General features: G+C 72.8%; 21 protein-coding genes and 1 pseudogene. 12 read left to right on the forward strand and 10 right to left on the reverse strand.

Features of this window, described 5'->3' with window-relative positions; genetic code table 11:
• Positions 1-91: 91 nt before the first annotated feature.
• Both ACZ53N_RS04340 and ACZ53N_RS04345 read left to right on the forward strand, forming a co-directional pair.
• Entirely contained in the window at positions 92-967 is an 876-nt protein-coding gene (locus tag ACZ53N_RS04340) for an NAD(P)H-binding protein (protein ID WP_469139458.1), read from the forward strand.
• Positions 968-1,150: 183 nt separating this feature from the next.
• Positions 1,151-2,137 (forward strand): DUF6528 family protein, encoded by a 987-nt coding sequence (locus tag ACZ53N_RS04345; protein ID WP_469139459.1) that lies wholly within the window; start codon positions 1,151-1,153, stop codon positions 2,135-2,137.
• 18 nt (positions 2,138-2,155) lie between these two features.
• Here ACZ53N_RS04345 and ACZ53N_RS04350 read toward each other — a convergent pair whose 3' ends face one another.
• Together ACZ53N_RS04350 and ACZ53N_RS04355 are read right to left on the reverse strand one after the other, a co-directional pair.
• The gene (locus tag ACZ53N_RS04350) at positions 2,156-3,385 is read right to left on the reverse strand and encodes a hypothetical protein (protein ID WP_469139460.1); all 1,230 of its coding nucleotides are present in this window, start codon (positions 3,383-3,385) and stop codon (positions 2,156-2,158) included.
• Between the two features lie 305 nt (positions 3,386-3,690).
• Complete coding sequence (locus ACZ53N_RS04355) at positions 3,691-3,885, reverse strand: hypothetical protein (RefSeq protein WP_130880946.1); 195 nt, start codon at positions 3,883-3,885, stop codon at positions 3,691-3,693.
• A 370-nt stretch (positions 3,886-4,255) separates the two neighbouring features.
• On the opposite strand from ACZ53N_RS04355, the gene ACZ53N_RS04360 reads away from it, so the two are divergent.
• Positions 4,256-5,443 carry a CapA family protein gene (locus ACZ53N_RS04360; protein WP_469139461.1) on the forward strand — a complete coding sequence of 396 codons (1,188 nt, stop codon included), beginning with the start codon at positions 4,256-4,258 and terminating at the stop codon, positions 5,441-5,443.
• A gap of 2 nt (positions 5,444-5,445) precedes the next feature.
• On the opposite strand, the gene ACZ53N_RS04365 is transcribed toward ACZ53N_RS04360, so the two are convergent.
• Complete coding sequence (locus tag ACZ53N_RS04365) at positions 5,446-5,832, reverse strand: SH3 domain-containing protein (protein ID WP_469139462.1); 387 nt, start codon at positions 5,830-5,832, stop codon at positions 5,446-5,448.
• Positions 5,833-5,949: 117 nt separating this feature from the next.
• Positions 5,950-6,954, reverse strand: coding sequence for a non-homologous end-joining DNA ligase (gene ligD / locus ACZ53N_RS04370; RefSeq protein ID WP_469139463.1), 1,005 nt, complete (start codon positions 6,952-6,954; stop codon positions 5,950-5,952).
• 77 nt (positions 6,955-7,031) lie between these two features.
• On the opposite strand from ligD, the gene ACZ53N_RS04375 reads away from it, so the two are divergent.
• Positions 7,032-8,093, forward strand: a complete 1,062-nt coding sequence (locus ACZ53N_RS04375; protein WP_469139464.1) for an ATP-dependent DNA ligase — start codon at positions 7,032-7,034, stop codon at positions 8,091-8,093.
• Positions 8,094-8,227: 134 nt separating this feature from the next.
• A pseudogene (locus tag ACZ53N_RS04380) lies at positions 8,228-9,253 on the forward strand (glycoside hydrolase family 6 protein); the annotation flags it as partial.
• A 360-nt stretch (positions 9,254-9,613) separates the two neighbouring features.
• On the opposite strand, the gene ACZ53N_RS04385 reads toward ACZ53N_RS04380, so the two are convergent.
• Positions 9,614-10,066 (reverse strand): winged helix-turn-helix transcriptional regulator, encoded by a 453-nt coding sequence (locus tag ACZ53N_RS04385; RefSeq protein WP_469139465.1) that lies wholly within the window; start codon positions 10,064-10,066, stop codon positions 9,614-9,616.
• A 96-nt stretch (positions 10,067-10,162) separates the two neighbouring features.
• On the opposite strand from ACZ53N_RS04385, the gene ACZ53N_RS04390 reads away from it, so the two are divergent.
• Positions 10,163-11,428: an MFS transporter gene (locus tag ACZ53N_RS04390; protein WP_469139466.1), complete on the forward strand. Its 1,266-nt coding sequence runs from the start codon at positions 10,163-10,165 to the stop codon at positions 11,426-11,428.
• A gap of 107 nt (positions 11,429-11,535) precedes the next feature.
• Here the strand turns inward: ACZ53N_RS04390 and glxA are convergent, their stop codons facing one another.
• Together glxA and ACZ53N_RS04400 are read right to left on the reverse strand one after the other, a co-directional pair.
• Positions 11,536-13,473, reverse strand: coding sequence for a radical copper oxidase GlxA (gene glxA, locus ACZ53N_RS04395; RefSeq protein WP_469139552.1), 1,938 nt, complete (start codon positions 13,471-13,473; stop codon positions 11,536-11,538).
• A gap of 109 nt (positions 13,474-13,582) precedes the next feature.
• Positions 13,583-15,388: a glycosyltransferase family 2 protein gene (locus tag ACZ53N_RS04400; protein WP_469139467.1), complete on the reverse strand. Its 1,806-nt coding sequence runs from the start codon at positions 15,386-15,388 to the stop codon at positions 13,583-13,585.
• A 590-nt stretch (positions 15,389-15,978) separates the two neighbouring features.
• Here ACZ53N_RS04400 and ACZ53N_RS04405 point away from each other — a divergent pair.
• The 6 genes from ACZ53N_RS04405 to ACZ53N_RS04430 all read left to right on the forward strand — a co-directional run bounded on the left by ACZ53N_RS04405 (position 15,979) and on the right by ACZ53N_RS04430 (position 19,026).
• The gene (locus ACZ53N_RS04405; RefSeq protein ID WP_469139468.1) at positions 15,979-16,434 is read left to right on the forward strand and encodes a pyridoxamine 5'-phosphate oxidase family protein; all 456 of its coding nucleotides are present in this window, start codon (positions 15,979-15,981) and stop codon (positions 16,432-16,434) included.
• 107 nt (positions 16,435-16,541) lie between these two features.
• On the forward strand, positions 16,542-16,739 hold the full coding sequence (locus tag ACZ53N_RS04410) for a hypothetical protein (RefSeq protein WP_469139469.1): 198 nt from the start codon (positions 16,542-16,544) through the stop codon (positions 16,737-16,739).
• A gap of 5 nt (positions 16,740-16,744) precedes the next feature.
• Positions 16,745-17,089 carry an ArsR/SmtB family transcription factor gene (locus tag ACZ53N_RS04415; RefSeq protein WP_469139553.1) on the forward strand — a complete coding sequence of 115 codons (345 nt, stop codon included), beginning with the start codon at positions 16,745-16,747 and terminating at the stop codon, positions 17,087-17,089.
• A 62-nt stretch (positions 17,090-17,151) separates the two neighbouring features.
• The gene (locus tag ACZ53N_RS04420; protein WP_469139470.1) at positions 17,152-17,325 is read left to right on the forward strand and encodes a DUF6126 family protein; all 174 of its coding nucleotides are present in this window, start codon (positions 17,152-17,154) and stop codon (positions 17,323-17,325) included.
• 279 nt (positions 17,326-17,604) lie between these two features.
• A complete protein-coding gene (locus ACZ53N_RS04425; RefSeq protein ID WP_469139471.1) occupies positions 17,605-17,994 on the forward strand; it encodes a DUF6233 domain-containing protein in 390 nt (129 codons plus the stop codon).
• Positions 17,995-18,114: 120 nt separating this feature from the next.
• A complete protein-coding gene (locus ACZ53N_RS04430; RefSeq protein WP_469139472.1) occupies positions 18,115-19,026 on the forward strand; it encodes a hypothetical protein in 912 nt (303 codons plus the stop codon).
• Between the two features lie 106 nt (positions 19,027-19,132).
• Here ACZ53N_RS04430 and ACZ53N_RS04435 read toward each other — a convergent pair whose 3' ends face one another.
• The 3 genes from ACZ53N_RS04435 to ACZ53N_RS04445 form a co-directional block, all read right to left on the reverse strand.
• Complete coding sequence (locus ACZ53N_RS04435) at positions 19,133-19,342, reverse strand: DUF5302 domain-containing protein (RefSeq protein ID WP_469139473.1); 210 nt, start codon at positions 19,340-19,342, stop codon at positions 19,133-19,135.
• Positions 19,343-19,477: 135 nt separating this feature from the next.
• Positions 19,478-20,056, reverse strand: coding sequence for a hypothetical protein (locus ACZ53N_RS04440; protein WP_469139474.1), 579 nt, complete (start codon positions 20,054-20,056; stop codon positions 19,478-19,480).
• Positions 20,057-20,287: 231 nt separating this feature from the next.
• Positions 20,288-21,715, reverse strand: coding sequence for a HEAT repeat domain-containing protein (locus tag ACZ53N_RS04445; protein WP_469139475.1), 1,428 nt, complete (start codon positions 21,713-21,715; stop codon positions 20,288-20,290).
• Between the last annotated feature and the right edge of the window lie 205 nt (positions 21,716-21,920).

Genomic DNA, 21,920 nt, shown 5'->3' on the forward strand with positions numbered 1-21,920 from the left:
GCCACCGGCCCACACCTCCCTGGACGCTCGCACATCCGGTCGAGCGTTTCGGCCATGGCCCGGCGGTAGGCCCGTCGGAGAGGCTCGGGGCATGACGAACGAACCGGTATTGGTGATCGGCGGCACGGGCAAGACCGGCCGCCGCGTAGTGGCAGGGCTCAAGGAGCGCGGCGTGGCCGTGCGGGTGGCGTCCCGCAGCAGTGAGCAGCGATTCGACTGGCTGGACGAGAGCACATGGGCGCCGGCGCTGGAGGGCGCCGGCGCGGTGTACGCGGTGCCGCTGGAGGGGGTTCCGGTGCCCCGGTCCTTCACCGAGCTCGCCGCGAGAAGCGGAGTCCGGCGCATCGTCCTGCTGTCGGCCCGCGGGGTGGACGTGCCCGGGTACTCCGAGGAAGGGGAGGAAGCGGACGGGGCCGCGGACGAAGAGGAAGCCGGCGTGGCGAGCCACCTCCAGGGCGAGCGCACGGTGCGGGACTCGGGGCTGGAGTGGACGATCCTGCGCCCGGGTTGGTTCGCCCAGAACTTCAGCGAGGGCCTGTTCCTGGACCCGCTGCTCGCGGGCGAGCTGAGGCTGCCGGTGGCGGACGGCGCGGCGTCGTTCGTCGACCTCGAGGACGTCGCGGCGGTCGCGGTGGCGGCGCTGACCGAGGACGGGCACACCGGGCAGGTCTACGAGATGTCCGGCCCCTGGGCGGTGACCCTGGGGACGGCCGTCGCGGAGATCGCCGAGGCCACGGGCCGCCGGATCCGCTATGTGCCGGTGACGGTCGACCGGTTCACGGCCGAGCTGAGGCAGGAGGGGCTTTCGGCGGAGGACGCGGGGCTGTGGGCCGCGGCCCTGAACCCGATCCGCCGGGGCCTGGAGGCCAAGATCTCCGACGGCGTGCGGCGCGCGCTGGGCCGTGATCCGCGCGACTTCACGGAGTTCGTGTCGGACGCCGCCGCCGCGGGAGCCTGGCGCGGCTGATCCGCCCGCGCCGAGCCGCTCGTGCCCCCTCGGCCGGCTCGGCGCACCCCGTTCGCGGGACCTGTGGGCGTGGCGCGGCGGGGGAACGGGGTGCGCTGCCCGATCCTGTCGGCGCGGATGCCGCGTCACGGGATGGGAGTTCTGCGTGGAGAACGGGATCACGGCGACGGCACGGGCGGCCGCGTGAGACGTGTGTGGGTCGCCGTCCTCGCGGCGCTGACCGTACTGGGGACGTCCGGAGTGGCGAGGGCCCACCACACGGTGGGCGGGCGTTCCGCTCTCGCGGCGGTCACGCCGATCGTGGCGGCCGACCAGGCCTCCCGGTCGGTGTATGTGCTGGACGCGGAGCGTACGCGGTGGAACGCCCAGGGGCCCGACGGGGGCGTGCTGTGGTCGTGGCGCGCCGACGGCCGCGCGGACCTCGCCGATCTGCGGCCCGCGGGCTCGTGGACGAATCCGAGCGAGGCCAAGCTCCGGGAGATGGACGGCCGGCGGTATCTGCTGACCACGGCGTCCGGCGGCCTGGCCGCCGTGGTGAGGTACCCGGAGGGCACGGCGTACTGGGCGGCCGACACCGGCTCGGGCAACGCGCACAGCATCGAGCTGCTGCCGGACGGGAACGTGGCGGTCGCGGCCAGCAAGGGCCAGTACGTGCGGGTGTACGCCGCGTCCCGGAGCACGCGGGCCACCGAGTACACCCAGGTGGCCCTCGCCGGGGCGCACGGTGTGCACTGGGATCCGCGCAATGAACTGCTGTGGGCGGTGGGCGACCGTGAACTCGTCGCGCTGGCCGTGGGCGGTACGCCGGGCTCCCCCGCGCTCACGGTCGCCCACCGCCGGGCGCTGCCCACCCGGGGCGGTCACGACCTGGCCCCGGTGTTCGCCTCGCCCGGCCGGCTGTGGGTGGCCACGTCCTCGGCGGTGTACCAGTACGCGACCTCGGAGCGGCAGTTCGTCTCCTACCCGCTCCAGTCCAGGATCAGCGGGCGGTCGGTCAAGAGCGTCGGCGACGACCCGGCCACCGGGCAGGTGCTGGTCGCCCGGCCCGAAGCGGGCAACCCCTGCGTCTGGTGCACCTCCACCCTGACCCTGTACCAGCCCGACGGGACCCGCACACTGCTGCGCGGCGGAATGTACAAGGCCCGCTGGTGGACCTCCTACCGCAGCTGACGGGCAGCCGCCCCGCCGCTAACGGGCAGCCGGGCGGGACACCTCCTCCGTCAGACGGGCGCGGACGTCCGCGGTGGCGTCGAGGCTGTCGGGCACCTGCTCCCACAGGGCGAGGAGGGCGGGTGCCAGCCGGCGGGCGCGCTCCCCGCTGTGCTGCCAGCAGTAGTGGGCCCGCTTCAGCGCGGCGAGGGCCTCGGTGTCCGCCGGGCCGCCCCGGGCGAGCCGGTTCGCGGCGGCCGACATCCACAGCTCGGCGGCGCGCGGGTGGTCGCCCGCCAGCCGGGCGAGGTCGGCGCGCACCTCGATCCACAGCCGGGCCTCGGCGCTGTCCGTGCCGTGTCGGCGCAGCGTCTGCTGTTCCCAGGCGGCGGCCATGTTCGCGGCCTCGTTGTGCCGGCCGGCGTGGGCTGCGGCGAGGATCCGCGGCAGGGGGTCGTCGTCCGGTCGGCCGGTGGGCTCGGGAACCGCGGGCGAAGGGGCCGCCGGGGGCGCGGTGTCGACGGGTGCGGGGGTCCCGAATCCGGGCACCGCCGGGACGGGCGCCGGGCGCCGGACCACGGGGGCGGTACAGGGGTTGGTGAGGACGGGACCGAACGCGCCGTGCTGGAAGGCCACGACGCCCTCGGGGAGGGCGGCCTGGGCGAGGGCCTGGTGATGGACGTGGGCGGGGTCGAGCGTGGGTCCGGCGGTGGGATGGCCGGTGCGCAGGGCCGCGAGGAAGGACCGGGTGTACGGCCCGGCCTCCAGGGGCGCCTTGGGCGCGGCGGGGGTGATGACGCCACAGGCCGGGACGCCCGCCGCGAGGTGCCCTTCGCGGGCCGCGGCGGCCACGTGGGGCCGGGCGTGGGCGTCGGCTTCCGCGTCGATCACGAGCAGCGTGGGGCCGGGGTGGTCGCGCAGGGTGCGGGTGAGCCATTCCCAGGGCAGTCCGGTGTAGCGGACGGTGGCAGGGGTGCTCTCCCGCAGGGCCAGGTGCAGTTCGGTGCTGCGGCGGGCCGGGATCATGAGGTGGCCGGTGACCCAGATGAGTAACGGCCCGGTGCCGGTGACGGCGTGTTGGAGGTAGGCCAGGACGCTCTGGGGGCCCGCCATGGCGGGAAGCTGCACCACGTCGGCGGACGCGGCGGCGAGGAATCCGCGGGGGTTGGCTCCGGCGATGGCGTGCGCGGTGGGGTTGGGCAACGCTCCCCGCCGTCTGTCCGGGGTGCCGTCCAGCAACAGAACACAACCATGAGCGGGGTGGTTCACTGCGCGCTTCCTTCCGGCTGATGCGGGTCCCGCGCCGTGGCGGCGGGTGCGGGCAGCCCCTGTGACATGGGCCGCCCCTGTGGCTTGGTGCGGGGGTGGGATGCTCGGTCGCCGCGGGTGGTGACCGCGGACACCGTCACCGACGGGCGGGACGGGGCCGGGCCCTGCCCCGGTGACGTCCGGTATGTCCCCGTCGGCGGGGTCCGGTGGCGGGTGCCGGGTGAGCCGGGCCGCGCGGGCGCGTCGGCGCGGCCCGCGTCGGGGGTGGCCGGGCGGCCGGACGGCCACCGGGCCGACGGGCCCGTTCAGGACCACTTCCGGGCGCCGGGGCGGCCCCGGCGCTCCTCGGTGCGGATCCGGCGCTCCTCGGCGGCCTTCTTCACGCCTTCGGCGCGGCGCTCCGCGTAGCCGTTGGGTTCCACGACGTGGAAGCACTGGCCGCAGACATAGCCCCCTTCAGGGCCTTCGATCACCGGGTTCAGGCAGTCTTTGCACAGCATCGCAGCAGCATTCGTCTGGGGGATGTCGGTGCCGTCCATTATTTCCCGGCCGCGCCGCAGTTGTTGCACGACCAGCCGCCGTCGGACCCCTGGATCACGGGCGCGCCGCAGTGTGTACAGTTCACCGGTTCCCCCTCCCCCGCCGGCCATCATGGCACCCGAGAGGGCCGGCCGGAAGCGTGACCGGCGCGGCCGTTCGGCGTGACGTGATCCTCGCGCCCCGGTGGGCGCCCGTGCGCCCGTGGTCGGCGCCTTCCTGTTCGCTGCGCTTCCGTCACCACCCGTCCCCGACTCGCCCAAGTCGCCCAGAGATGCCCCAATAAGTCATATAGGCGTGCAGCTCACTGTCGGCGAACCGGGAGTCGGAGCGATGGGGACATACGGAGGCAGGACCGCTGTGGCGGCGCTCGGGATAGTGCTCGCCGTGGCGCCGGGGTGCGCGCCGGGCGGGGACGCCGACAGCCGGGCGGCGCGGGGCGCGGGGGCCACTCAGGCGGCGCGGGAACAGCGCGGATTCACCCTGCTGGCCTCAGGAGACGTACTGCCGCACGATTCGATCATCCGGCAGTCGAAGCGGGACGGGGACCGGTCGGGCACGGGGTACGACTTCCGGCCGATGTTCGCCGGGGTGAAGGACATCGTCTCCGGCGCCGACCTGGCGATCTGTCATATGGAGACGGTGTACGGGGAGCGGTCGGGTCCGTTCAGCGGCTGGCCGGCGTTCGTCTCACCGCCGCAGGTCGCGCGGGCGCTGAAGGAGACGGGCTACGACTCCTGCTCGACCGCCTCCAACCACACCCTGGACGCCGGGAGCGCGGGCGTGCGCCGGACGCTGGACGCGATGGACGCGGTGGGCCTGCGGCACACCGGTTCCGCGCGGTCGGCGGCGGAGCGGACCCGGGTGAATCTGCTGCGGGCGGGTCCGGCGAAGGTGGCCCACCTGTCCTACACCTACGGCACGAACGGCATACCCGTGCCCGAGGGCAGTCCGTGGGCTGTCAATCTCATCGACGAGGACCGCATCGTCGCGGACGCCCGGACCGCCCGGAAGGCCGGGGCCGACGTCGTCGCGGTCTCGCTGCACTGGGGCACGGAGTGGCAGCGGGACCCGGACGAGCAGCAACTGACCGTGGCCAAGCGGCTCACCGCCGCCAGGAGCCACGGACGCCCGGACATCGACGTCATCCTCGGCACGCACAACCACGTGCCGCAGGCGTACGAGAAGGTGGGCGGCACCTGGGTGGTCTACGGGATGGGCGACCAGCTCGCGGGCGAGATGTTCAATCCGCAGGGCGCCCCGGACGGGCGGGGCAACCAGAGCTCCCTCGCGCGCTTCACGTTCGCGCCGCCCCCGCGTGCGGGTGGGCGCTGGACGGTGACGAAGGCGGAGTTCCTGCCCCAGCTCACCGACCAGGGCCCGCCGTTCCGGGTGGTCGCCCTGGGCCGGGCGGTGCGGGAGCGGCCGGGCCGCGCGGACCTCGCCGACGCCCGGGAGCAGATCCGCGAGGCGGTGCTGTCCCGGGGGGCGGCTAAGGACGGCCTGGTCATGGGCGACTGACGTCAGCCCATGGCGGCCCGGGTCGCGGGGGTGTCGTCGAGGACGCTGCGGTTGATGCTCCGGCAGAGGGGGACGGACCCGGCGGCGCCGACGTACTTCGCCGCGACCCAGGTGGGCCGGGCCCGCAGCAGGTACCAGTACTCGTTGCCGCCGATGTTCTGCGCCCGGACCTTGCAGCGCAGGGCGATCGGCGCGCGGTGCTTCAGCGGCCGGCCCGTCACCTTGGAGTCGATGCTCGGGTACGCGCGCTCGTTGACGCCCGAGGCGGCTGTGACCGTGCCGCTCGGCGCCACCGGCACGGGCGCCGACTGGGCCGGTCCGACGGCCAGCAGCGGGATGGCGAGCGCGGCGGCCGCGATCACGCCGCGGATCGCGAGTGTCTGGGACATGGGTACTCCCTGCAGTGCGAGGTGGATAACGCTATGCCCAGTTTCCGCACCGCATGTCCCGATAAACCAGGAGAAAAAGATTCCTGCCCTTCCGGGTGATCAGCCGATCGGGTGGCCTCACTTCTTGGCGCGGCTCGGCTGGACCCGCTTCGGCTCGCCCTTCATCTTCGGGTGCTCCGGTGGGTAGGGCAGATCGCCCAGGCCGTGCTCGCGCTCGTCGCGGTCGGCCAGTTCGAGCGCGGCCTCCAGACCGTAGGCGTGATCGTCCATGTCGGCGTGCACATCGCCCGCCTCGGCGAACCGGGCGGGCATGGTGGCCAGGTCGAAGTCCTCGGGCACGGCGCTGGGGACCTCCTCCCAGCGCAGCGGGGCGGAGACCGGGGCGTGCGGGCGCGGCCGTACGGAGTAGGCGCTGGCGATGGTGCGGTCGCGGGCGGTCTGGTTGTAGTCCACGAAGATCTTGGCGCCCCGCTCCTCCTTCCACCACGCGCTGGTGATCCGCTCCGGCGCCCGCCGCTCCAGCTCCCGGGCGACGGCGATGGCCGCGCGCCGCACCTGGACGAAGGTCCACGTCGGCGCGATGGGGACGAAGACGTGCAGCCCCCGGCCGCCGGAGGTCTTGGGCCAGCCGGCCAGACCCAGCCCGTCGAGCACGTCGCGCAGTTCGAGCGCGGCCCGGACCGCGTCGGCGTAGTCCGTGCCGGGCTGGGGGTCGAGGTCGATGCGCAGCTCGTCGGGGTGCTCGGTGTCGGCGCGCCGCACGGGCCAGGGGTGGAAGGTGAGACAGCCGAGGTTGGCCGCCCACAGGACGGCCGCGGTCTCGGTGGGGCAGATCTCGTCGGCGTAGCGGCCGCTGGGGAAGGAGATGCGGCCGGTGGGGATCCACTCGGGAAGGTTCTTGGGTGCCCGCTTCTGGAAGAACGACTCCCCCTCCACGCCGTCGGGGTACCGCTCCAGCGTGGTGGGCCGGTCCCTGAGCGTGCGCAGGATGCCGTCGCCGACGCTCAGGTAGTAGCGGACGAGGTCGGCCTTGGTGAACCCCCGCTGGGGGAAGTAGACCTTCTCCGGGTGGGACACCCGCACCGTCCGCTCGCCGACGGTGAGCTCCAGCGAATCTGCCATACCGTCACGCTAGGCCGCACGGGCGGGCGGCGCCCGTCGGCGGGCGCGAGAACCGTCGCGCCCGCACAATCAAGATCATGGACCTTCCGGTGATGCCTCCGGTGCGGCCGATGCTGGCGAAGTCCGCGGCGGCCATCCCGCCGGGCATGAGTTACGAGGCCAAGTGGGACGGCTTCCGGGCCATCGTCTTCCGTGACGGCGCGGAGATCGAGCTCGGCAGCCGCTCGGGCAAACCGCTGACCCGCTATTTCCCCGAACTCGTGCGCGGGCTGCGCGAACAGCTGCCGCCGCGCTGCGTCCTGGACGGGGAGATCGTCATCGTCCGGGGCGGACGGCTGGACTTCGACACCCTGTTGGAGCGCATCCATCCAGCCGATTCCCGGGTGCGCCATCTGGCGGAGACCACCCCCGCGAGTTTTGTGGCCTTCGATCTGCTGGCCCTCGGCGACGCGTCGTTGCTGGAGACGGCGCAGCGCGCCCGTCGGGCCGCGTTGGAGGACGCGCTGCGCGACGCGGCCGACCCGGTGTTCGTCGCGCCCGTCACCGAGGACGTCGACGTGGCCCGGGCGTGGTTCGAGCGGTTCGAGGGCGCGGGCCTGGACGGGGTCGTCGCCAAGCCGCCCGGGCTCCCCTACCGGCAGGGTGAGCGGGTCATGGTCAAGGTGAAGCACGAGCGCACCGCCGACTGCGTGGTGGCGGGTCTGCGGCTGCACAAGAGCGGGCCGGTCGTCGGTTCGCTGCTCCTCGGCCTGCACGACGACGCGGGCCGGCTGCAGCACGTCGGGGTCTGCGCGTCCTTCCCCATGCGCCGCCGTCAGGAGTTGATGGGCGAGCTGGAGCCGCTGCGGATGCCCTCCGCCCAGGGCCACCCCTGGGAGCGGTGGGCCAGCGAGGAGGCGCAGGCCGCCGACCGGCTGCCCGGCGGCCCGAGCCGGTGGACGGGCAAGAAGGACCTGTCGTGGATCCCGCTGCGCCCGGAGCGGGTGCTCGAGGTCGCCTACGACCACATGCAGGGCGACCGCTTCCGGCACACCGCCCAGTTCCGCCGCTGGCGTCCCGACCGGCAGCCGCGGGAGTGCACGTACGCGCAGTTGGAGGAGCCGGTCCACTACGACCTGGCGGAGGTGCTCGGCGGATAGCGAGCGGGGAGCCGAACCGCCGACCGGGGCACGGGGCTGCCCGTTCGGCGCACTTCCGCGCGACCTGACGGCTCGACACATGTAAGCGTGGAGGAACGGACGAGGACCATGTGAAGAGCGGAAGGGTGGAGTTCATGCCCAGGGCACGTACAGCCCGCTTCATCACCGGAGCCCGGCGCGGCGCCGTCCTGTTCGCGTGCGCGTGCGGCGTGTGGCTGCCGTCCTGTGACGGCCGGGCGGTCGCGGTGGGCGCCACGGACGGCCCCGACTCCCCGTTCTGGGTGGAGCCCACGGGCCGGGCGGCACGGCAGGTGCGGGTGTGGCAGGAACGCGGCCGGGAACAGGACTCGGCGGTGCTCCGGCGCATCGCCGACCAGCCGACGGCCGTGTGGATGCCCGGTGACGGCCGTGACCCGAAGGAGCAGGTGGAGCAGGTCACCCGGCAGGCCGAACAAGCGGGCCGGGTCCCGTTGCTGGTGGCCTACAACATCCCGCACCGTGACTGCGGCCAGTACTCCTCCGGCGGCGCGAAGGACGCGGCCCAGTACCGGGCCTGGCTGGACAGCGCCGCGGCGGGGATCGCCGAGCGCCGGGCTTGGGTGGTGCTGGAGCCCGACGCCATCGCCCAGTGGGCGTCGGGCTGTGTGACCCCGGACGTGGCCAAGGAACGGCTCGGGCTGCTGGGCGAGGCCGTACGGAAGTTCAAGGCCAATCCCCGTACGACGGTGTATCTCGATGCCGGCAACTCCGGCTGGATCTCCGATCAGCGGCTCCTGGCGGGTGCGCTGGAGAGGGCGGGGGTGTCGCAGGCGGACGGGTTCGCGCTGAACGTCTCCAATTTCCACACCACCCCCGTGACCCGCGCGTACGGCGACAAGCTCTCGGACCTGCTGGGCGGGGCGCACTACATCATCGACACCAGCCGCAACGGCAACGGTCCACTGCCCCCGGAGCAGGACAAGGCCACCGGCGGCAACGGAGCCGAGTCGTGGTGCAACCCCCCGGGCCGGGCCCTGGGTGCCGCGCCCACGACGGACACCGGCGCGGCGCGCGTCGATGCCTTCGTCTGGGTCAAACGGCCCGGTGAGTCGGACGGCTCCTGCCGGGGCGCCCCGCCGGCCGGTCACTGGTGGGCCGACTACGCGCTGAAGCTGGCGCGCGCCAAGCCCACCGCCCCCGCGAAGCAGGCCGCGCCGCAGCCCGTGCAGGTGACGCAGCCCGTACAGGTGACGAAGCCGGTGCCGGTGGTGAAGCCGGTGGTGCAGCCGGTGACACCGCCCGCGGTGATGCCCCCAGCCGCCCCTGCCGTCACCCCGGCGGCCCCGGCAGCCCCGCTCCCGACACCACAGGCACCGCAGGCACCGCCGGCCCCCGTCACGCCGGCGAAGTAGGAGTGGCGGTAGGAACCGTGCAACGGTGCCCGGCCCCCGCACCGTAGGCGATCGGGCGCCCGCCGAGGAGGCACCCCGCCGCGGGATCACCGGCAGAGCGGCGTGTCGGCACCGGGTCTTCGGCTCGGATCACTGGGTGGAGACTTTGTGGACGGTGGTGTCGTCGGGGTTCAGCCGTCGCCCGTCCGTGGACAGCACTTCCAGTGCGCGGAGGGGATGTCCCTGTCGGCGGTCGACCAACTGTGAGTGTGGTTCGCCAGGGCTGAAGAAATTCTGTTCGCCCCACTGCCGCAGGGCCACGATGACAGGGAAGAGCGCCTTGCCCTTCGGGGTCAGTACGTATTCGCGGTAGGCGCTGCCGTCCGAGGCGGGGACGGATTCGAGGACACCGCCGGCGACCAGGGTGCGCAGACGCGCGGTGAGGATGTTCTTCGCCACGCCGAGGCTGCGCTGGAACTCCCCGAAGCGTCGGCTTCCGTCGAAGGCGTCCCGCACGATCAGCAGGGACCACCAGTCGCCGATCGCGTCCACCGACCGGGCGACGGGACATTCACTGTCGTCGAAGCGCGTCCTGGTCACCATGGCGTCCTCCATTCCCACGACGGTTGCAACATGCTACCAAAATAGTTACCGTCGCCATTGGTAGCAAGATGAAACCAGATGTGCGGAGGAGCGCTGATGACCGGCAACGGTGAGGCTGTGGCCCAACGGACCGAGGCCCCGAGCGGGGAAGGTTCCGCGTTCGTCCTCTCCCGGGGCGTCGTCATACTGTTCGCCGTCGCCTGCGGGGCCGCGGTGGCCAACGTCTACTTCTCCCAGCCGCTCCTGGTGACCATGGGCCACGACCTCGCCATGAGCCCGGCACTCGTCGGCAGCGTGGTCATGCTCACGCAGGTCGGGTACGGGCTGGGACTCTTCTTCCTCGTGCCGCTGGGCGACGTGGCCGACCGCAGACGGCTCATCGTGGCCCAATTGCTGCTCCTGGTGGTGGCGCTGGCCGTGGTGGCCGCCGCCCGCACAGCGGCGATCCTGCTCGTGGGCATGGCCGCGACGGGGCTTCTCGCGGTCGTCACGCAGACGCTGGTGGCCTTCGCGGCCTCGCTGGCCCCTCCCGCCGGTCGCGGACGGGTCGTCGGTCCGGTCACCAGCGGCGTCGTCATCGGAATCCTGCTCGCCCGCACCGCATCCGGCCTCATGGCCGATCTCGCGGGCTGGCGCTCCGTCTACCTCGCCTCGGCATCGCTCACCGCTCTGCTCGCCCTCGTCCTGTACCGAGTGCTGCCGCGCCACAGTGACGCTCCGCCGACAACCCTGCGCTACGGACAGCTCCTGCGCTCCACGGTCACCCTGTTCGCACGGGAACGACTGCTGCGGCTCCGGGCCCTGTTCGGTCTGCTGGTCTTCGCCGCCTTCAGCACCCTGTGGAGCAGCGTCGCGCTGCCGCTCAGTGAGGCTCCGTACTTCTGGTCCCACAGCGCGATCGGGGCGCTGGGGCTGATCGGTGTCGCCGGCGCCGTGGCCGCGACCGTGGCGGGCCGCCTGAACGACCGCGGACTCTCCCGGCGGACCACCGGCATCGCCCTGGCCCTGCTCGCGGCCTCGTGGTTGCCCTTGGCCTTCACCCGCAGCTCGCTCTGGGCTCTGGCCGTCGGGGTGATCCTTCTCGACCTCGCCGTGCAGGCGGTCCATGTCACCAACCAGACCCTGATATACGCGCTGCACCCGGACGCGGGCAGCCGGCTGATCGGTGGTTACATGGTCTTCTACTCGATCGGCAGCGCCACCGGCGCCATCGCCGCGACCTCCCTCTACACGGTGGCGGGCTGGGGCGCCGTATGCGCGCTGGGTGCCTCGTTCAGCTGCCTGGGGCTCGCGCTGTGGGCGTTCACTCGACACAGCGCCCCGGACCCCGCCGCCAAGGTGACCTCCCGCAGCGAAGCATGAGCTGATCACCGCCGCGTTGGTGACACGGTTCTTACCGGCACCCCGAAGCCGTCGGGGCCTCACGTCCTGCGGTTGCTCCGCGCGCCCGGCGCCGGGCCGGGCGCCACTCAGCCGACGTGCACCCACGCCGCCTCGGACGGGGTGCCGTCCCGGTCGGTCAGGAAGACCATGTACCAGCCGGCCGGCACCAGGGACGGGTCCTTCGGGATGGTCACGGACAGGCCGTCGGCGCGGGCCGTCGCCTGCAGGGCGATGGAGCGCTGCTCGACGTCCGTGGCGTGGGTGACCGCGCTCGGGCGCATCAGCCGGACCGCCGCCACCTTGCCGGGGGCGGGCGTGGGGAGGGTGAGGGCCTGGCCGCGCTCGGCCTTGAGGGGCCCGGTGCGCAGGACCGGGCGCTTGTCACGGTAGAGGTACGGCGGGGTGTAGACCTCGATGCGCTGCTCGAACCTGCCGGGCCTGGTGTCGTCCTCGTCGGCGAAGAGCGGATTGGAGCCGAACACCGCGATCCGACCGTCGGGCAGGAGCAGGGCCTCGGAATGGTAGTTGCGGCCCACGGTGGGGGCGGCCATGGCGTCGAACGCCCTCGCCCGTGGGTCGTAGAACTGGGCACCCAGGATGTCCGAACCCCGCTTGCCGCGGTAGTCGCGTGAGCCGCCGGTGGTGAAGACCTTGTCGTCGGGGGTCAGGACGGCGTTGAGGTAGCGGGTGCCCACCGGCAGGTCGGGACCGGAGGCGAAGACGGGGTTCGCGGCCTTCAGGTCCGCCACCGCGGTGCGCTTGGTGGCCTCATGGGACTCTCCCACCCCGCCGCCGCCCAGGATCATCACCTTCTGGTCCTGGGCCGGCGGCAGCAGCACCGACGCGGAGGTCTCCGTGAGCTGCGGGTCCCGCAGGCCGGGGACGGGGGTGAAGGTGTTGTCCTCCAGGTCCCACATCCCCGGCTTGCGGCCCTTGTCGGCCGGGCCGTAGCCGGCGTTGGAGCCGGAGTAGAAGAGCTTCCCGCCCGTGGTGAGGAACAGCGCGGGGTAGGTGGGGAAGTACTGCTGCGGCGCCGGGCTCCAGGTGCGGGTCTTGGGGTCGTAGATCTCGTTCTTGCCCGGGATGATCTCGCCCATGTCGTCCAGGCCCGAGACGGACAGCACCCGGCCGTCCTGCAAGGTCACCAGGGTGGGGTACCAGCGGGCCTCGTCCATCGGGTCGACCGTCACATACCGCTCGGTGACGGGATCGAACTCGTAGGCCTCCTTGAGGCCTTGGAAGTCCTTCTTGTCCAGCCCCAGCTTCGTCGCCAGCCCGTAGACCATCTGGGCGTCCTTGCCCCGCAGCCCCTTGATCCTGTACTGGTCGGCGGTGTTGGCGATGCCCTCCTCCCCCTCGACGTCGGACTCCACGTACACCCGCGCCTGGGACGCGCTGACGACGACCTTCTTCGGATTCCCCTCGGACTCCTCGGTCACCGTCTTCGTCGCGCGCGGCACCAGCACCGGCAGCTGCGAGCGGTACCGCTTGCCGGTCGAGCCCTCGAAGACGGTGCCCGCGGGTAGGGTCCGGGGTTTGTCGGGGTCCTCGTTCTTGACCATCATCCCGCCGCCCGCGCGCGTCACATCGCCGGTCAGCTTCTCGTAGCGCGCGGTACCGCCCGCCACCAGGAGCTTTCCGTCGGGCAGCTGCGCGTGTCCCGCGCAGAACATGTCCTTGGGGGTGTCGATCTCCTTGAACGTGTCCTTCCGCGGGTCCCACAGCACGCTCTGGAAGGTCCCCGCCTTGAAGTTCTTCTCGTCGTTGCCCGAGCCCGCGATCAGCAGCACCTTGCCCGTGTGCAGCAGCGCCGCGTGGATCGCGTTGATCCTGAACTTCTCGGGGACGTCCACCAGGTCCCAGTGCCCGTAACGGGCCTTGTAGGACTCCTGGTTGATGGTGTATTCGTGCCAGGCCCGCTCCGCGAACCCGGCGGCGGCCGGGGCGTTCGCCGCGACGAGCGCCGCGACCGCCACCGTGCCCAGCGCCGCCTTGCGTGCCTTCGTCTTCGGGTAGACCTTCACCACACCATCCCATCCGTCGCATCAGCACTCTCGGCGCCGCCGCCCTCTCGGCACTGCCGCGCCGTACGTCCGTACCGAGGACCGCCGCCCGTGCGGGCGGCCTCGGAGCTCACACCGGGCTGCGCTGCTCCACCGGGCGAGGCGCCCCGGCCTCCGTCTCCCCGGCGACCGCCGGATCCCCCGCCGCCGGCACCGGATCCAGCCCGTGGCGGATCCGCCAGCGGTCCCGCAGCAGACCGGCCTGCCACACCCCGAGCGGCCCGAGCGCGGTCAGCATGGCCAGTCCCGCCCAGATGCGCATCGCCGTGTGGGCGTGGCTCAGCACCATCGAGGCGGCCAGCGACAGCCCGAAGACCCCGACCCACACCAGATGGGTGCGGAAGGTCGCCAGGCAGTCGGGGCTGGCCGAGTCGCCCTTGGGGGTCACGACGAACCGCGAGCGCCGCCGCAGCAGCGCCTCCCCCAGTGCCCGCGCGTACAGCGGGGCGGAGAGGGCCGACATCACCATCCCGGCCGCGCCGGAGGACCCGGCCGGCTCGTGCGGGCTCACGTTGTGGCGCCGGTTCCACATGTACAGCCCGACCTGGAGCGCCGCCGCGTCGCTGTAGAGCATCAGCCACACCTGGGACTCCACGTTGATCCCCGCCGCGCCCAGCCCGAGGAACAGCACGCACGACACCGCGCCGAGGAACCAGTTGAGGGCGGCCATCGGGTAGTACGTCACCATCAGCGTGTAGTTGAGCGCCCGGCCGGGCGACAGACACCAGACCGCCCGGCCGTACTGTTTCAGCAGCGTCTCGAACGTCCCGCGCGACCAGCGCAGTTGCTGCGAGAAGAAGTCCGTCCACGAGGACGGCCCCTCGCCCACGGCCAGCACGTCCGGGGTGTACACCGACCGCCAGCGGCGGCCCGTGGCAGGGTTGCGGCGCCGGTGGATCTCCAGCCCCGTCGCCATGTCCTCGGTGATCGAGTCGTAGAGCCCGCCGATCTGGCGCAGCACGCTGACGCGCACGCAGTTGCTCGTCCCCACGAACATCGGCGAGCCGTAGGCGTTGCCCGCCCGCTGGATCAGCGCGTGGAAGAGGAACTGCTGGCTCTCGGCCGCCTTTGTCACGGCCGCCGTGTAGTTGCCGTAGACCTGCGGGCCGACGACGAACGCGACGTCCGGGTCGCGGAAGTACCCCATCATGCGCTGGAGGAAATTCGGCAACGGCACGTGGTCGGTGTCCACGCAGGCCATGAACTCGTAGTCGTGGCCGTGCGCGTCGAGCCAGGCGTTGTAGTTGCCGTGCTTGGTGCGGGCCCGGAAGCAGCCCGACGGCTGGTTCCACCGCACCGTCCCCTTGCGGGAGAAGTGCCGTACGCCGAGCTGCCGGCACAGCGCCTTGACCTCGCGGTCGTCGCCCTCGTCCAGCAGCCAGACGTCGAGCACCCCGTCGTGCTCGATGCGCACCGCCCCCTCCAGCGTGGCCTTCACCATCTCCAGGGGTTCCTTGCCGGGGACGAAGCTGGTCAGGAACGCCACCCGGGTGCCCGGCTGGGCCCGCACCGGCACCGGGTCGCGGGCGACCCAGGTCGCGTGGGCGTTGGAGAGGACGTTGACCACTCGGAAGACCTCGATCAGCCCGATCGAGATGAGCATCGCCGTGTCGGCGGCGCGCCCGATGGGGCCGACGTACTCCCGGTGCGCCCAGTGCCCCGGCCACAACAGCCATACCAGCAAGCCCAAAGACACCAGCGGGGCCGCTCCCACGAGCAGCCCGATCCCCCATCCACTGCCGGATTCCCGGTCCAGGAGCCGCTGGTACCGCACCCGGTACACACCCTTCGGAGGTTCCGTCAGGTCGCCCGCCAGCCGGCTGAATCCCTCGTAGTCATAGCCCGCCGGCTCGCTCGCCCCGTCCGGCTCCGCCACCCCGGGCCCGCCCGGGCCGCCCGGCCCCGCTCCCCCGGAGCCCGGACCGCCGGAGCCGGAGGGGGCACCCGGGTTCCCCGGGTCCGCCGGACCCGAACCTCCGGCGGCTCCCCCCGGTCCGGGAACGCCGCCGGGCGGCCCGCCGGACGCGACGCCTCCGGCGGATCCGCCCCCGGCCGCCCTCCCCTCGGCGGGCCGGCTGCCGGAAGTGTTTTCACTGGACACACTCGCCACCGAGCACCCATCGGTGGCCGCCAACCGGGCTCCACTCGCCGAAACCGTCACCACATACCCCCAGTCGCACAAGGACACGGGAACTTTGCATGACTCGTAATAAATCGCATAAATCGCTCCATCAGCCCTGAAAACCTAACAAGCTGACTCTCTGATCATCTGACAATCTGCATGCAACACACCGTCAGGCCACCCACACAGACCACACCGGGGCCACACCGGGGCCACACCGGGGCCACACCGGACCGATGCCGCCCCATGACGAGGTAGGCCGCCGGTAGTACGGCGGTCGGCGCAGATGACGTACGGCTTACGGCCGAGGCGCCGAGGCGCATCCCGTCGATAGCGTCCGGGGCATGACGAACACGCCACCGGCGCGCAGTGCCGAACAGCGGAAGTCCGACGTACTGGAACGGCTGGAGCAGGACCAGGACGCGTGGGTGTCCACGGCGGACCGCGACGGCCGGCCCCTGCTGGCCCCTCTGTCCTTCGTCTGGCACGACGGCACGCTGGTGATGTGCACCCGCACCACCAACCGCACCGCCCGCAACCTCGCGGCGAACGGCGAGGCCCGTATCGCCCTCGGTCACACCCGGGACGTGATCCTCATCGACGCCGACGCCGAGACCGTCACCGGGGCGGACCTCCCGGCCTCGGCGGCCGACGCCTTCGCGGCGAAGCTGGCATGGGACCCCCGGGGACGGGACGCCTGGGTCTACCTCCGTTTCCGGCCCCGCCGACTGCTGGCCTGGCGGGAGGAGAACGAGCTGGAGGGGCGGGAATTGATGAGGAACGGAGCATGGCGGGTATGACCCCGGCACCCGGCGGCCCGGACCCGGCGGGGTGTGTCCTAGAATTTGAAGAATTCTTCAATTCACCAGGTGCCTGGGTCACCGGGCGTGCCGCATGGGGGGCTGTGGTGAGCGCGTTCGCCGAAGCGATGCGGGAGCGGGTGCGCGACGCGCGCGCGGCCTTGGCGGCGGCACAGGCCGACGGTGACGCCTACGCGACGGCCGTGGCCGCCGACGAGCTGGACGACGCGCTGCGGCTGGCCCGGGCGCACGGCGTCGACACCGGCGCCGCGGCGGACCCGGACGAGGGACGGGACGAGCGTTGATCGGGGTGCGGGTGCCGCTCTATCAGGCGAAGGCGGAGTTCTTCCGGATGCTGGGGCACCCCGTGCGCATCCGGGTGCTGGAGCTCCTCCAGGACGGGCCGATGCCGGTGCGCGACCTCCTCGCCGCCATCGGGATCGAGCCCTCCAGCCTCTCGCAACAGCTGGCCGTGCTGCGCCGCTCCGGCATCGTCACCGCCACCCGCGAGGGCCCCACCGTCGTCTACGCCCTGGCGGGCGGGGACGTCGCGGAGCTGCTGGCGGCCGCCCGACGGCTGCTCACCCAGGTCCTGACCGGCCAGGAGGAGCTCCTGACAGAGCTGCGCGAGGCCGAGCGGCCGGACACCCCCTGACGCCACCGCGGGCGGCCGACGCCCCGGCCCCCGAAGCACAGCACGACGACCGGAGAACAGCAGTGACCGACGACCGGGCCGAGCAGGCCACGCCCCCGCGTGACCTCGGCGCAGGCAGTGAGAAGTACAAGGAGAAGGCCGTGGCCTTCCGGGTTCTCATCTACGTCGTCGTCAGCCACCTGCTCGCGGGCTTCATCTGGCTGCTCTTCTACCTCGGCGAGCACGCGCCGAAGTAGCACCCGGGCCGACCGGCCGTCGGCGCGGGGACATCGCCGTCCCCCTCCCAGGCGACGGCGCCTATGCCCAGGGTCGAGGGGAAAACGCCACCCCCTCGACGCCCAGGGGTTCCGCCCCCGGGGGGTGCGGCGTGGGCGGCGGCACCTCGCCTCGGGTGCGCGTGCGTGGTGCACGCGGCATATTCCGCCCCCGTTCTTGTCAACTCGGCAGGTCAGAACATTTCTCCGACCATCGGCGACAGGGCCCACCACCCCCTCGCGCTGCTACTGTCGCGCGTCATGGAGCAGCTCTTCACCCCTGATGAACGTGCCCGTATCGAGGCCGCTGCGCGAGAGACCGGCCACTCCCCGCGCGATTGGGTGCGCGCTGTCGTTCTGCAGCACCTCGACGGCGGGGACTTCGAGGAGACCGATACCGCGCACGGCGCCCTCGCCACCCGCGCGGAGCACCAGGGGCCGTACCGGCCCGGGCTCGAGGACGCCCTCTGGCTCGTCACCACGCACCGCCGGTCCGGCAGGCTCCTGATGGAGCTGCATCACGCCGGCTGCTGGGTACCCAAGGGCGGCGAGGACGCCATGACCACCGCGGAGGCCCGCGACCAGCTCGCGTCGGAAGGCGCCCGGCCCTGCGACGCCTGCCAGCCGCAGAGGTTCCTCACCCGGTACTGAGGGCCACCCCCCGCACCGGTACCGATTCCTCCGCTTTCTCCTGCGGCGTTGTGGCGCGAATGCACCAATTACGCTGTCCACGTCAAGATCATCAAGTGGCGTGGTCGGGGGATGTGGAACATGAACATGGGGACGCGGCTCACCGGGTGGGCGACGCTGCTCGCCGCCTACGCGGCCGTGGTGGCCGGTGTGATCCCGTTCCGGGAGCTGCCGCCCAAGCGGCAGCAACTGTGGCTGCTCGCCCTGGCCGCCGGGTGCGCCCTGTGCTGGATATGCGTCTCCTGGCTGACCACGGCCAGAAGACGGGCGGTGGCGCGGAAGCGGGTCACGCGCAAGAAATACGAGCCCCGGTCCTCGCGCCTGGTGTGCTGGATCCTGGGCTTCGGCATCGCGCTCGCCAGCGGAGCCGCGCTCTGTCAGGGGGTGGGGCCGGATGGCCCGTACGGCGAGTGGCTCGCGAAGGTCGGGCAGGCCGACGGCGGCACCTACGAGGTCCGCATCGAACGGATCGTCGGCGAGCCGCGCTCCACGAACGTGGAGATCAACGACGTCGACGAGTACGCGTCGACCATCGAGGTCGTCCTCCCCTTCGACTCGGGGTCGCGACGGGTCACCGTCGAGAACGTGCACACCCGTGGCATGCCGGAGGTGGGGCGTACCGTGCAGTTGCTGTACGCGCCGAGCAGGCCGGACCTCGGGGTGCGCGAGACGCCGGAAAACGACATCGGCACCTTCGTCGGCCGGCTGATCGCCCTGCCCGCCATCTGGGTACTGTCCTTCGCGGCCGGGATCGTCACCGGCATGGTGCTGCACCGCAACGAGTTCGGCGTCCGCTCCGCCCGCCGGTTCGCACCCCGCGCCCACCTGCCGGCGGCGGCCCTCCTGGCCGGTGGTGCCGGACTGGTCCTGCCGCTGCTGACCGGATTCCCGGCGACGGGCACGGGCTGGGCCCTCGCGGCGGGCGCCGCCGCCACCCCATGGCTCGCCCTGGTATGGCTGTCCAGAACGGCCGGAAGGGCCGGAGCGAGCTGAGGCGAACGGGGTCCGCCCACGCAAAGGCCGGTGCCGCACCGGAAGTTCGGTGCGGCACCGGCCGAGGCGACCGGCCGCCAGGAGTCGGGGCGGCGTCGGTGCGAGGTCAGCCGCTCTTGCGACGGAAGTTGCGCTGGCCGCCCGCCTTGCCCTGGGTGCCGTGGATCTTCGAGCCGTCGCGGTTCTGGCCGTTGGCGCCACCCGCGGCCTTGCCCTGCTTGCGCTCCAGGGCCTCCCGGAACTTGCGCTTGACCGCGTCCTCGGTGCCCTCGGCACCCTCGGCGGTCGCGTCCTGCGGCGCGTTGTTCTCTGTCATGAAAACCTCCTGGTCAGTCATACCGGCGTCAGCCACAGCTTGGCACACCGGCGCCACCACAATTTCCACGTCAGGCGCCCGGAGCCGCTGGGCACCGGCGCGGGACACCGGCGGGTTCCCCGCACCGCCGGTCCGTCAGCGCACGATCAGATCGCCGTCGGGCAGATCCTCCACCGTCACCGCGCTCCTCGGCGTACCGAGCCCCTCGGCCACGGCCGCCGCCAGTCCCTCGGGATCGGGCCGCGTCGGATACGGAACGGCCTCGCCGTCGCCGTAACTCTCCACGGCCTTGGTGAAGTAGCCGGGGTGCCAGGCCCCGACCGCGCCCTTGACCTCGACGGCGCGAACGGCCCGGCCCCCCACCTGGCGCCGCAGCGCCCCGAGGATCTCGTCCGACCGGTACTCACCGGGCACCTGGAACAGGCTGGCGTGGGCGCCCGCCTTGGCGCCGTCGCGCAGGCGGACCGTCACCGTCAGACAGCTGGTCACGCCGGGATAGACGATCGTGCCACCCCGGCCGATCTCCTTGACCTGCCCCTCGGTGATACGGACCGTCGCGGTCCGGCCGTCCGATACGGCCGTCGCGCCGACGGGGCCGGTCGCCGCGACGGCCGGGAGCACGCCGGCGCCGAGCTGGAGGGCCAGCACCGCGGCCCCGACGAGCAGCGCCCTGCCGCCGGACGCCAGGATCGGGGCGGCACGGAGGCCGGACATGCCGGCTGTCGACCGGACCGGGGACGGGCAGGGACGCGGTGCGCGCTGTTCGGGCACGTCGCTCCTTGGGACGAGGAGATGACCGACGCCGGCTCGGCCCCGCGAAGGGCACGCCCGGGCGTCGGGCCGTGGAAGACGGCCCCGGACATCCTAGGAGCCCCGGCCACCCTCAAGATCATCGGGCGGGCGCCGGTGTCCCGACGGGCCACCGGCGCGCTCACCCCGGCGCCGTCACACCGCCGGGGCGTCCGGACCGAAGCGGCTGCGGACCGCGGTCTGCACCTCGGCCTCCTCCGCCGGATCGGCGGCGAGCCTGCGGAGCTGCTCGACGACCCGGGCATCGGCCGTGGTGGCGTGGTGCGCGGCGAGCTCGCGGGTGGTCTCCTCGCAGTCCCACAGGCACTCGACGGCGAACCCGGTGGCGAAGGAGGGGTCCGTCGCGGCGAGCGCCCGGGCCGCCCGGCCCCTCAGGTGGGAGGAGGAGGTCTCGCGGTAGACGTGCCGCAGGACCGGGGCGGCGCAGGTGATCGCGAGACGCCCGGCGCCGTCGACGAGATCCCACAGCACGGGTGCGTCGGGGCCCTGCGCCCGCACGGTCCGGCGCAGGGCGCCGAGGACCAGCGCGGCGTCGTACTGGGCGCCCCGGCAGGCCAGCATCCCCGCGGCGGCGGCGCCGAGGGCGTCGGTGCGGTGGATCCAGGTGCGGGCCCGCTCCAGGGCCGCGGTGCTGCGCATGCGCCCGAAGGCGGTGACGGCGGCCTCCGCGACGAGCTCGCGCGGATCGTCGGCGGCGGCCTCGATGAGGTCGAGGGCCTGGGGATCGTGGTGCTCGGCGAGATAGCGCAGCGCGGTGGCGCGGGCGGCGTCGGGGGCGCCGGCCGCGGCCTCGATGATCTCGACCCGGTCCTCGGGCCCGGCGACCGCGGTGAGACAGCGGGTGGCGGGCACATGGCGGTGCTGGGTGGGGTGGAGGGCCAGGCCCTGCTGCGCCCAGTCGAGGACCTCACGGACGCTCCAGCCCGGCCGTGGGCCGGCCGGGCGCAGCTGGCGCTGCCAACGGTCGAAGGAGCCCTGTTCCCGCGCCGCGCGCACCCGGGCGGCGGTCGCGGGGGCGTGCGGGTCCTCGGCCCACAGTCGCCACGGGCGGGGCTCGAAGGCGTCCCGCACGGCGGCGGCGAGCGCGGACTCGCCTTCGGGCGTGCGGGGGAACCGGGCGACGATGATCTCGCCCAGGGCGGCCAGACCGGCGTCGTCGTCGCGCAGGGCGAGCTCGTCGAGGGCCCAGGACCAGTTGCCACCGGTGGTGGCGTAGCGGCGCAGCAGCAGGAGGGCGTCGTCGCGGCCGTAGGAGGCGAGGTGCCCGAGGACGGCGAGGGCGAGGCCGGTGCGCTCCTCGGCGGTGTCGAGCAGGTCGCCCGGGGCGAAGAGGTGCTGCTCGATCTCCTCGAGTCCGCCGTCGAGGTCCAGATAGAGCCGCGCGTAGTAGAGGGAGCGGTTCTCCACCTGCCAGTCACACCGCGGGTCGCGGAGCACGCAGTGGTGCAGTGCCGCGAGCGCCTCGGCCCGCGGCGCCGCGAGGGCATGCAGGGTCCCGTCGCCGCGGCCTCGCTGAAGGAGGCCGAGCAGGGTGCCGCTGGGCGCTATGTCTGGATCGAACATGGGGTCAGCATCCGGTGCGGGGAGTCGGCTGGCAACGGGATTTCCGTCGTCCGGCATTCTTGCCGGTGTCCACCTGTGCTATGCCTGGTGAACTGGAGGAACTCAAGGTCTTCCGAGCGCCCGCAGCCTACCCGGAGCGGAGCATTCCACCGAGCCGTGCCCGAATTGCCCCCCGCCGGACCCCGGAAAGCCTCTGACATATGCC

It is taken from the genome of Streptomyces sp. NPDC033229 (assembly GCF_055576875.1).

Excerpts from the sequence above, each read along its gene's own strand:
- ACZ53N_RS04340 (WP_469139458.1), top strand. The coding sequence starts at position 92 with ATGACGAACGAACCGGTATTGGTGATCGGCGGCACGGGCAAGACCGGC.
- ACZ53N_RS04355 (WP_130880946.1), bottom strand. The coding sequence starts at position 3,885 with ATGCTGTGCAAAGACTGCCTGAACCCGGTGATCGAAGGCCCTGAAGGG.
- ACZ53N_RS04360 (WP_469139461.1), top strand. The coding sequence starts at position 4,256 with ATGGGGACATACGGAGGCAGGACCGCTGTGGCGGCGCTCGGGATAGTG.
- ACZ53N_RS04365 (WP_469139462.1), bottom strand. The coding sequence starts at position 5,832 with ATGTCCCAGACACTCGCGATCCGCGGCGTGATCGCGGCCGCCGCGCTC.
- ligD (WP_469139463.1), bottom strand. The coding sequence starts at position 6,954 with ATGGCAGATTCGCTGGAGCTCACCGTCGGCGAGCGGACGGTGCGGGTG.
- ACZ53N_RS04375 (WP_469139464.1), top strand. The coding sequence starts at position 7,032 with ATGGACCTTCCGGTGATGCCTCCGGTGCGGCCGATGCTGGCGAAGTCC.
- ACZ53N_RS04385 (WP_469139465.1), bottom strand. The coding sequence starts at position 10,066 with ATGGTGACCAGGACGCGCTTCGACGACAGTGAATGTCCCGTCGCCCGG.
- ACZ53N_RS04390 (WP_469139466.1), top strand. The coding sequence starts at position 10,163 with ATGACCGGCAACGGTGAGGCTGTGGCCCAACGGACCGAGGCCCCGAGC.
- ACZ53N_RS04405 (WP_469139468.1), top strand. The coding sequence starts at position 15,979 with ATGACGAACACGCCACCGGCGCGCAGTGCCGAACAGCGGAAGTCCGAC.
- ACZ53N_RS04425 (WP_469139471.1), top strand. The coding sequence starts at position 17,605 with ATGGAGCAGCTCTTCACCCCTGATGAACGTGCCCGTATCGAGGCCGCT.
- ACZ53N_RS04430 (WP_469139472.1), top strand. The coding sequence starts at position 18,115 with ATGAACATGGGGACGCGGCTCACCGGGTGGGCGACGCTGCTCGCCGCC.
- ACZ53N_RS04435 (WP_469139473.1), bottom strand. The coding sequence starts at position 19,342 with ATGACAGAGAACAACGCGCCGCAGGACGCGACCGCCGAGGGTGCCGAG.
- ACZ53N_RS04440 (WP_469139474.1), bottom strand. The coding sequence starts at position 20,056 with ATGTCCGGCCTCCGTGCCGCCCCGATCCTGGCGTCCGGCGGCAGGGCG.
- ACZ53N_RS04445 (WP_469139475.1), bottom strand. The coding sequence starts at position 21,715 with ATGTTCGATCCAGACATAGCGCCCAGCGGCACCCTGCTCGGCCTCCTT.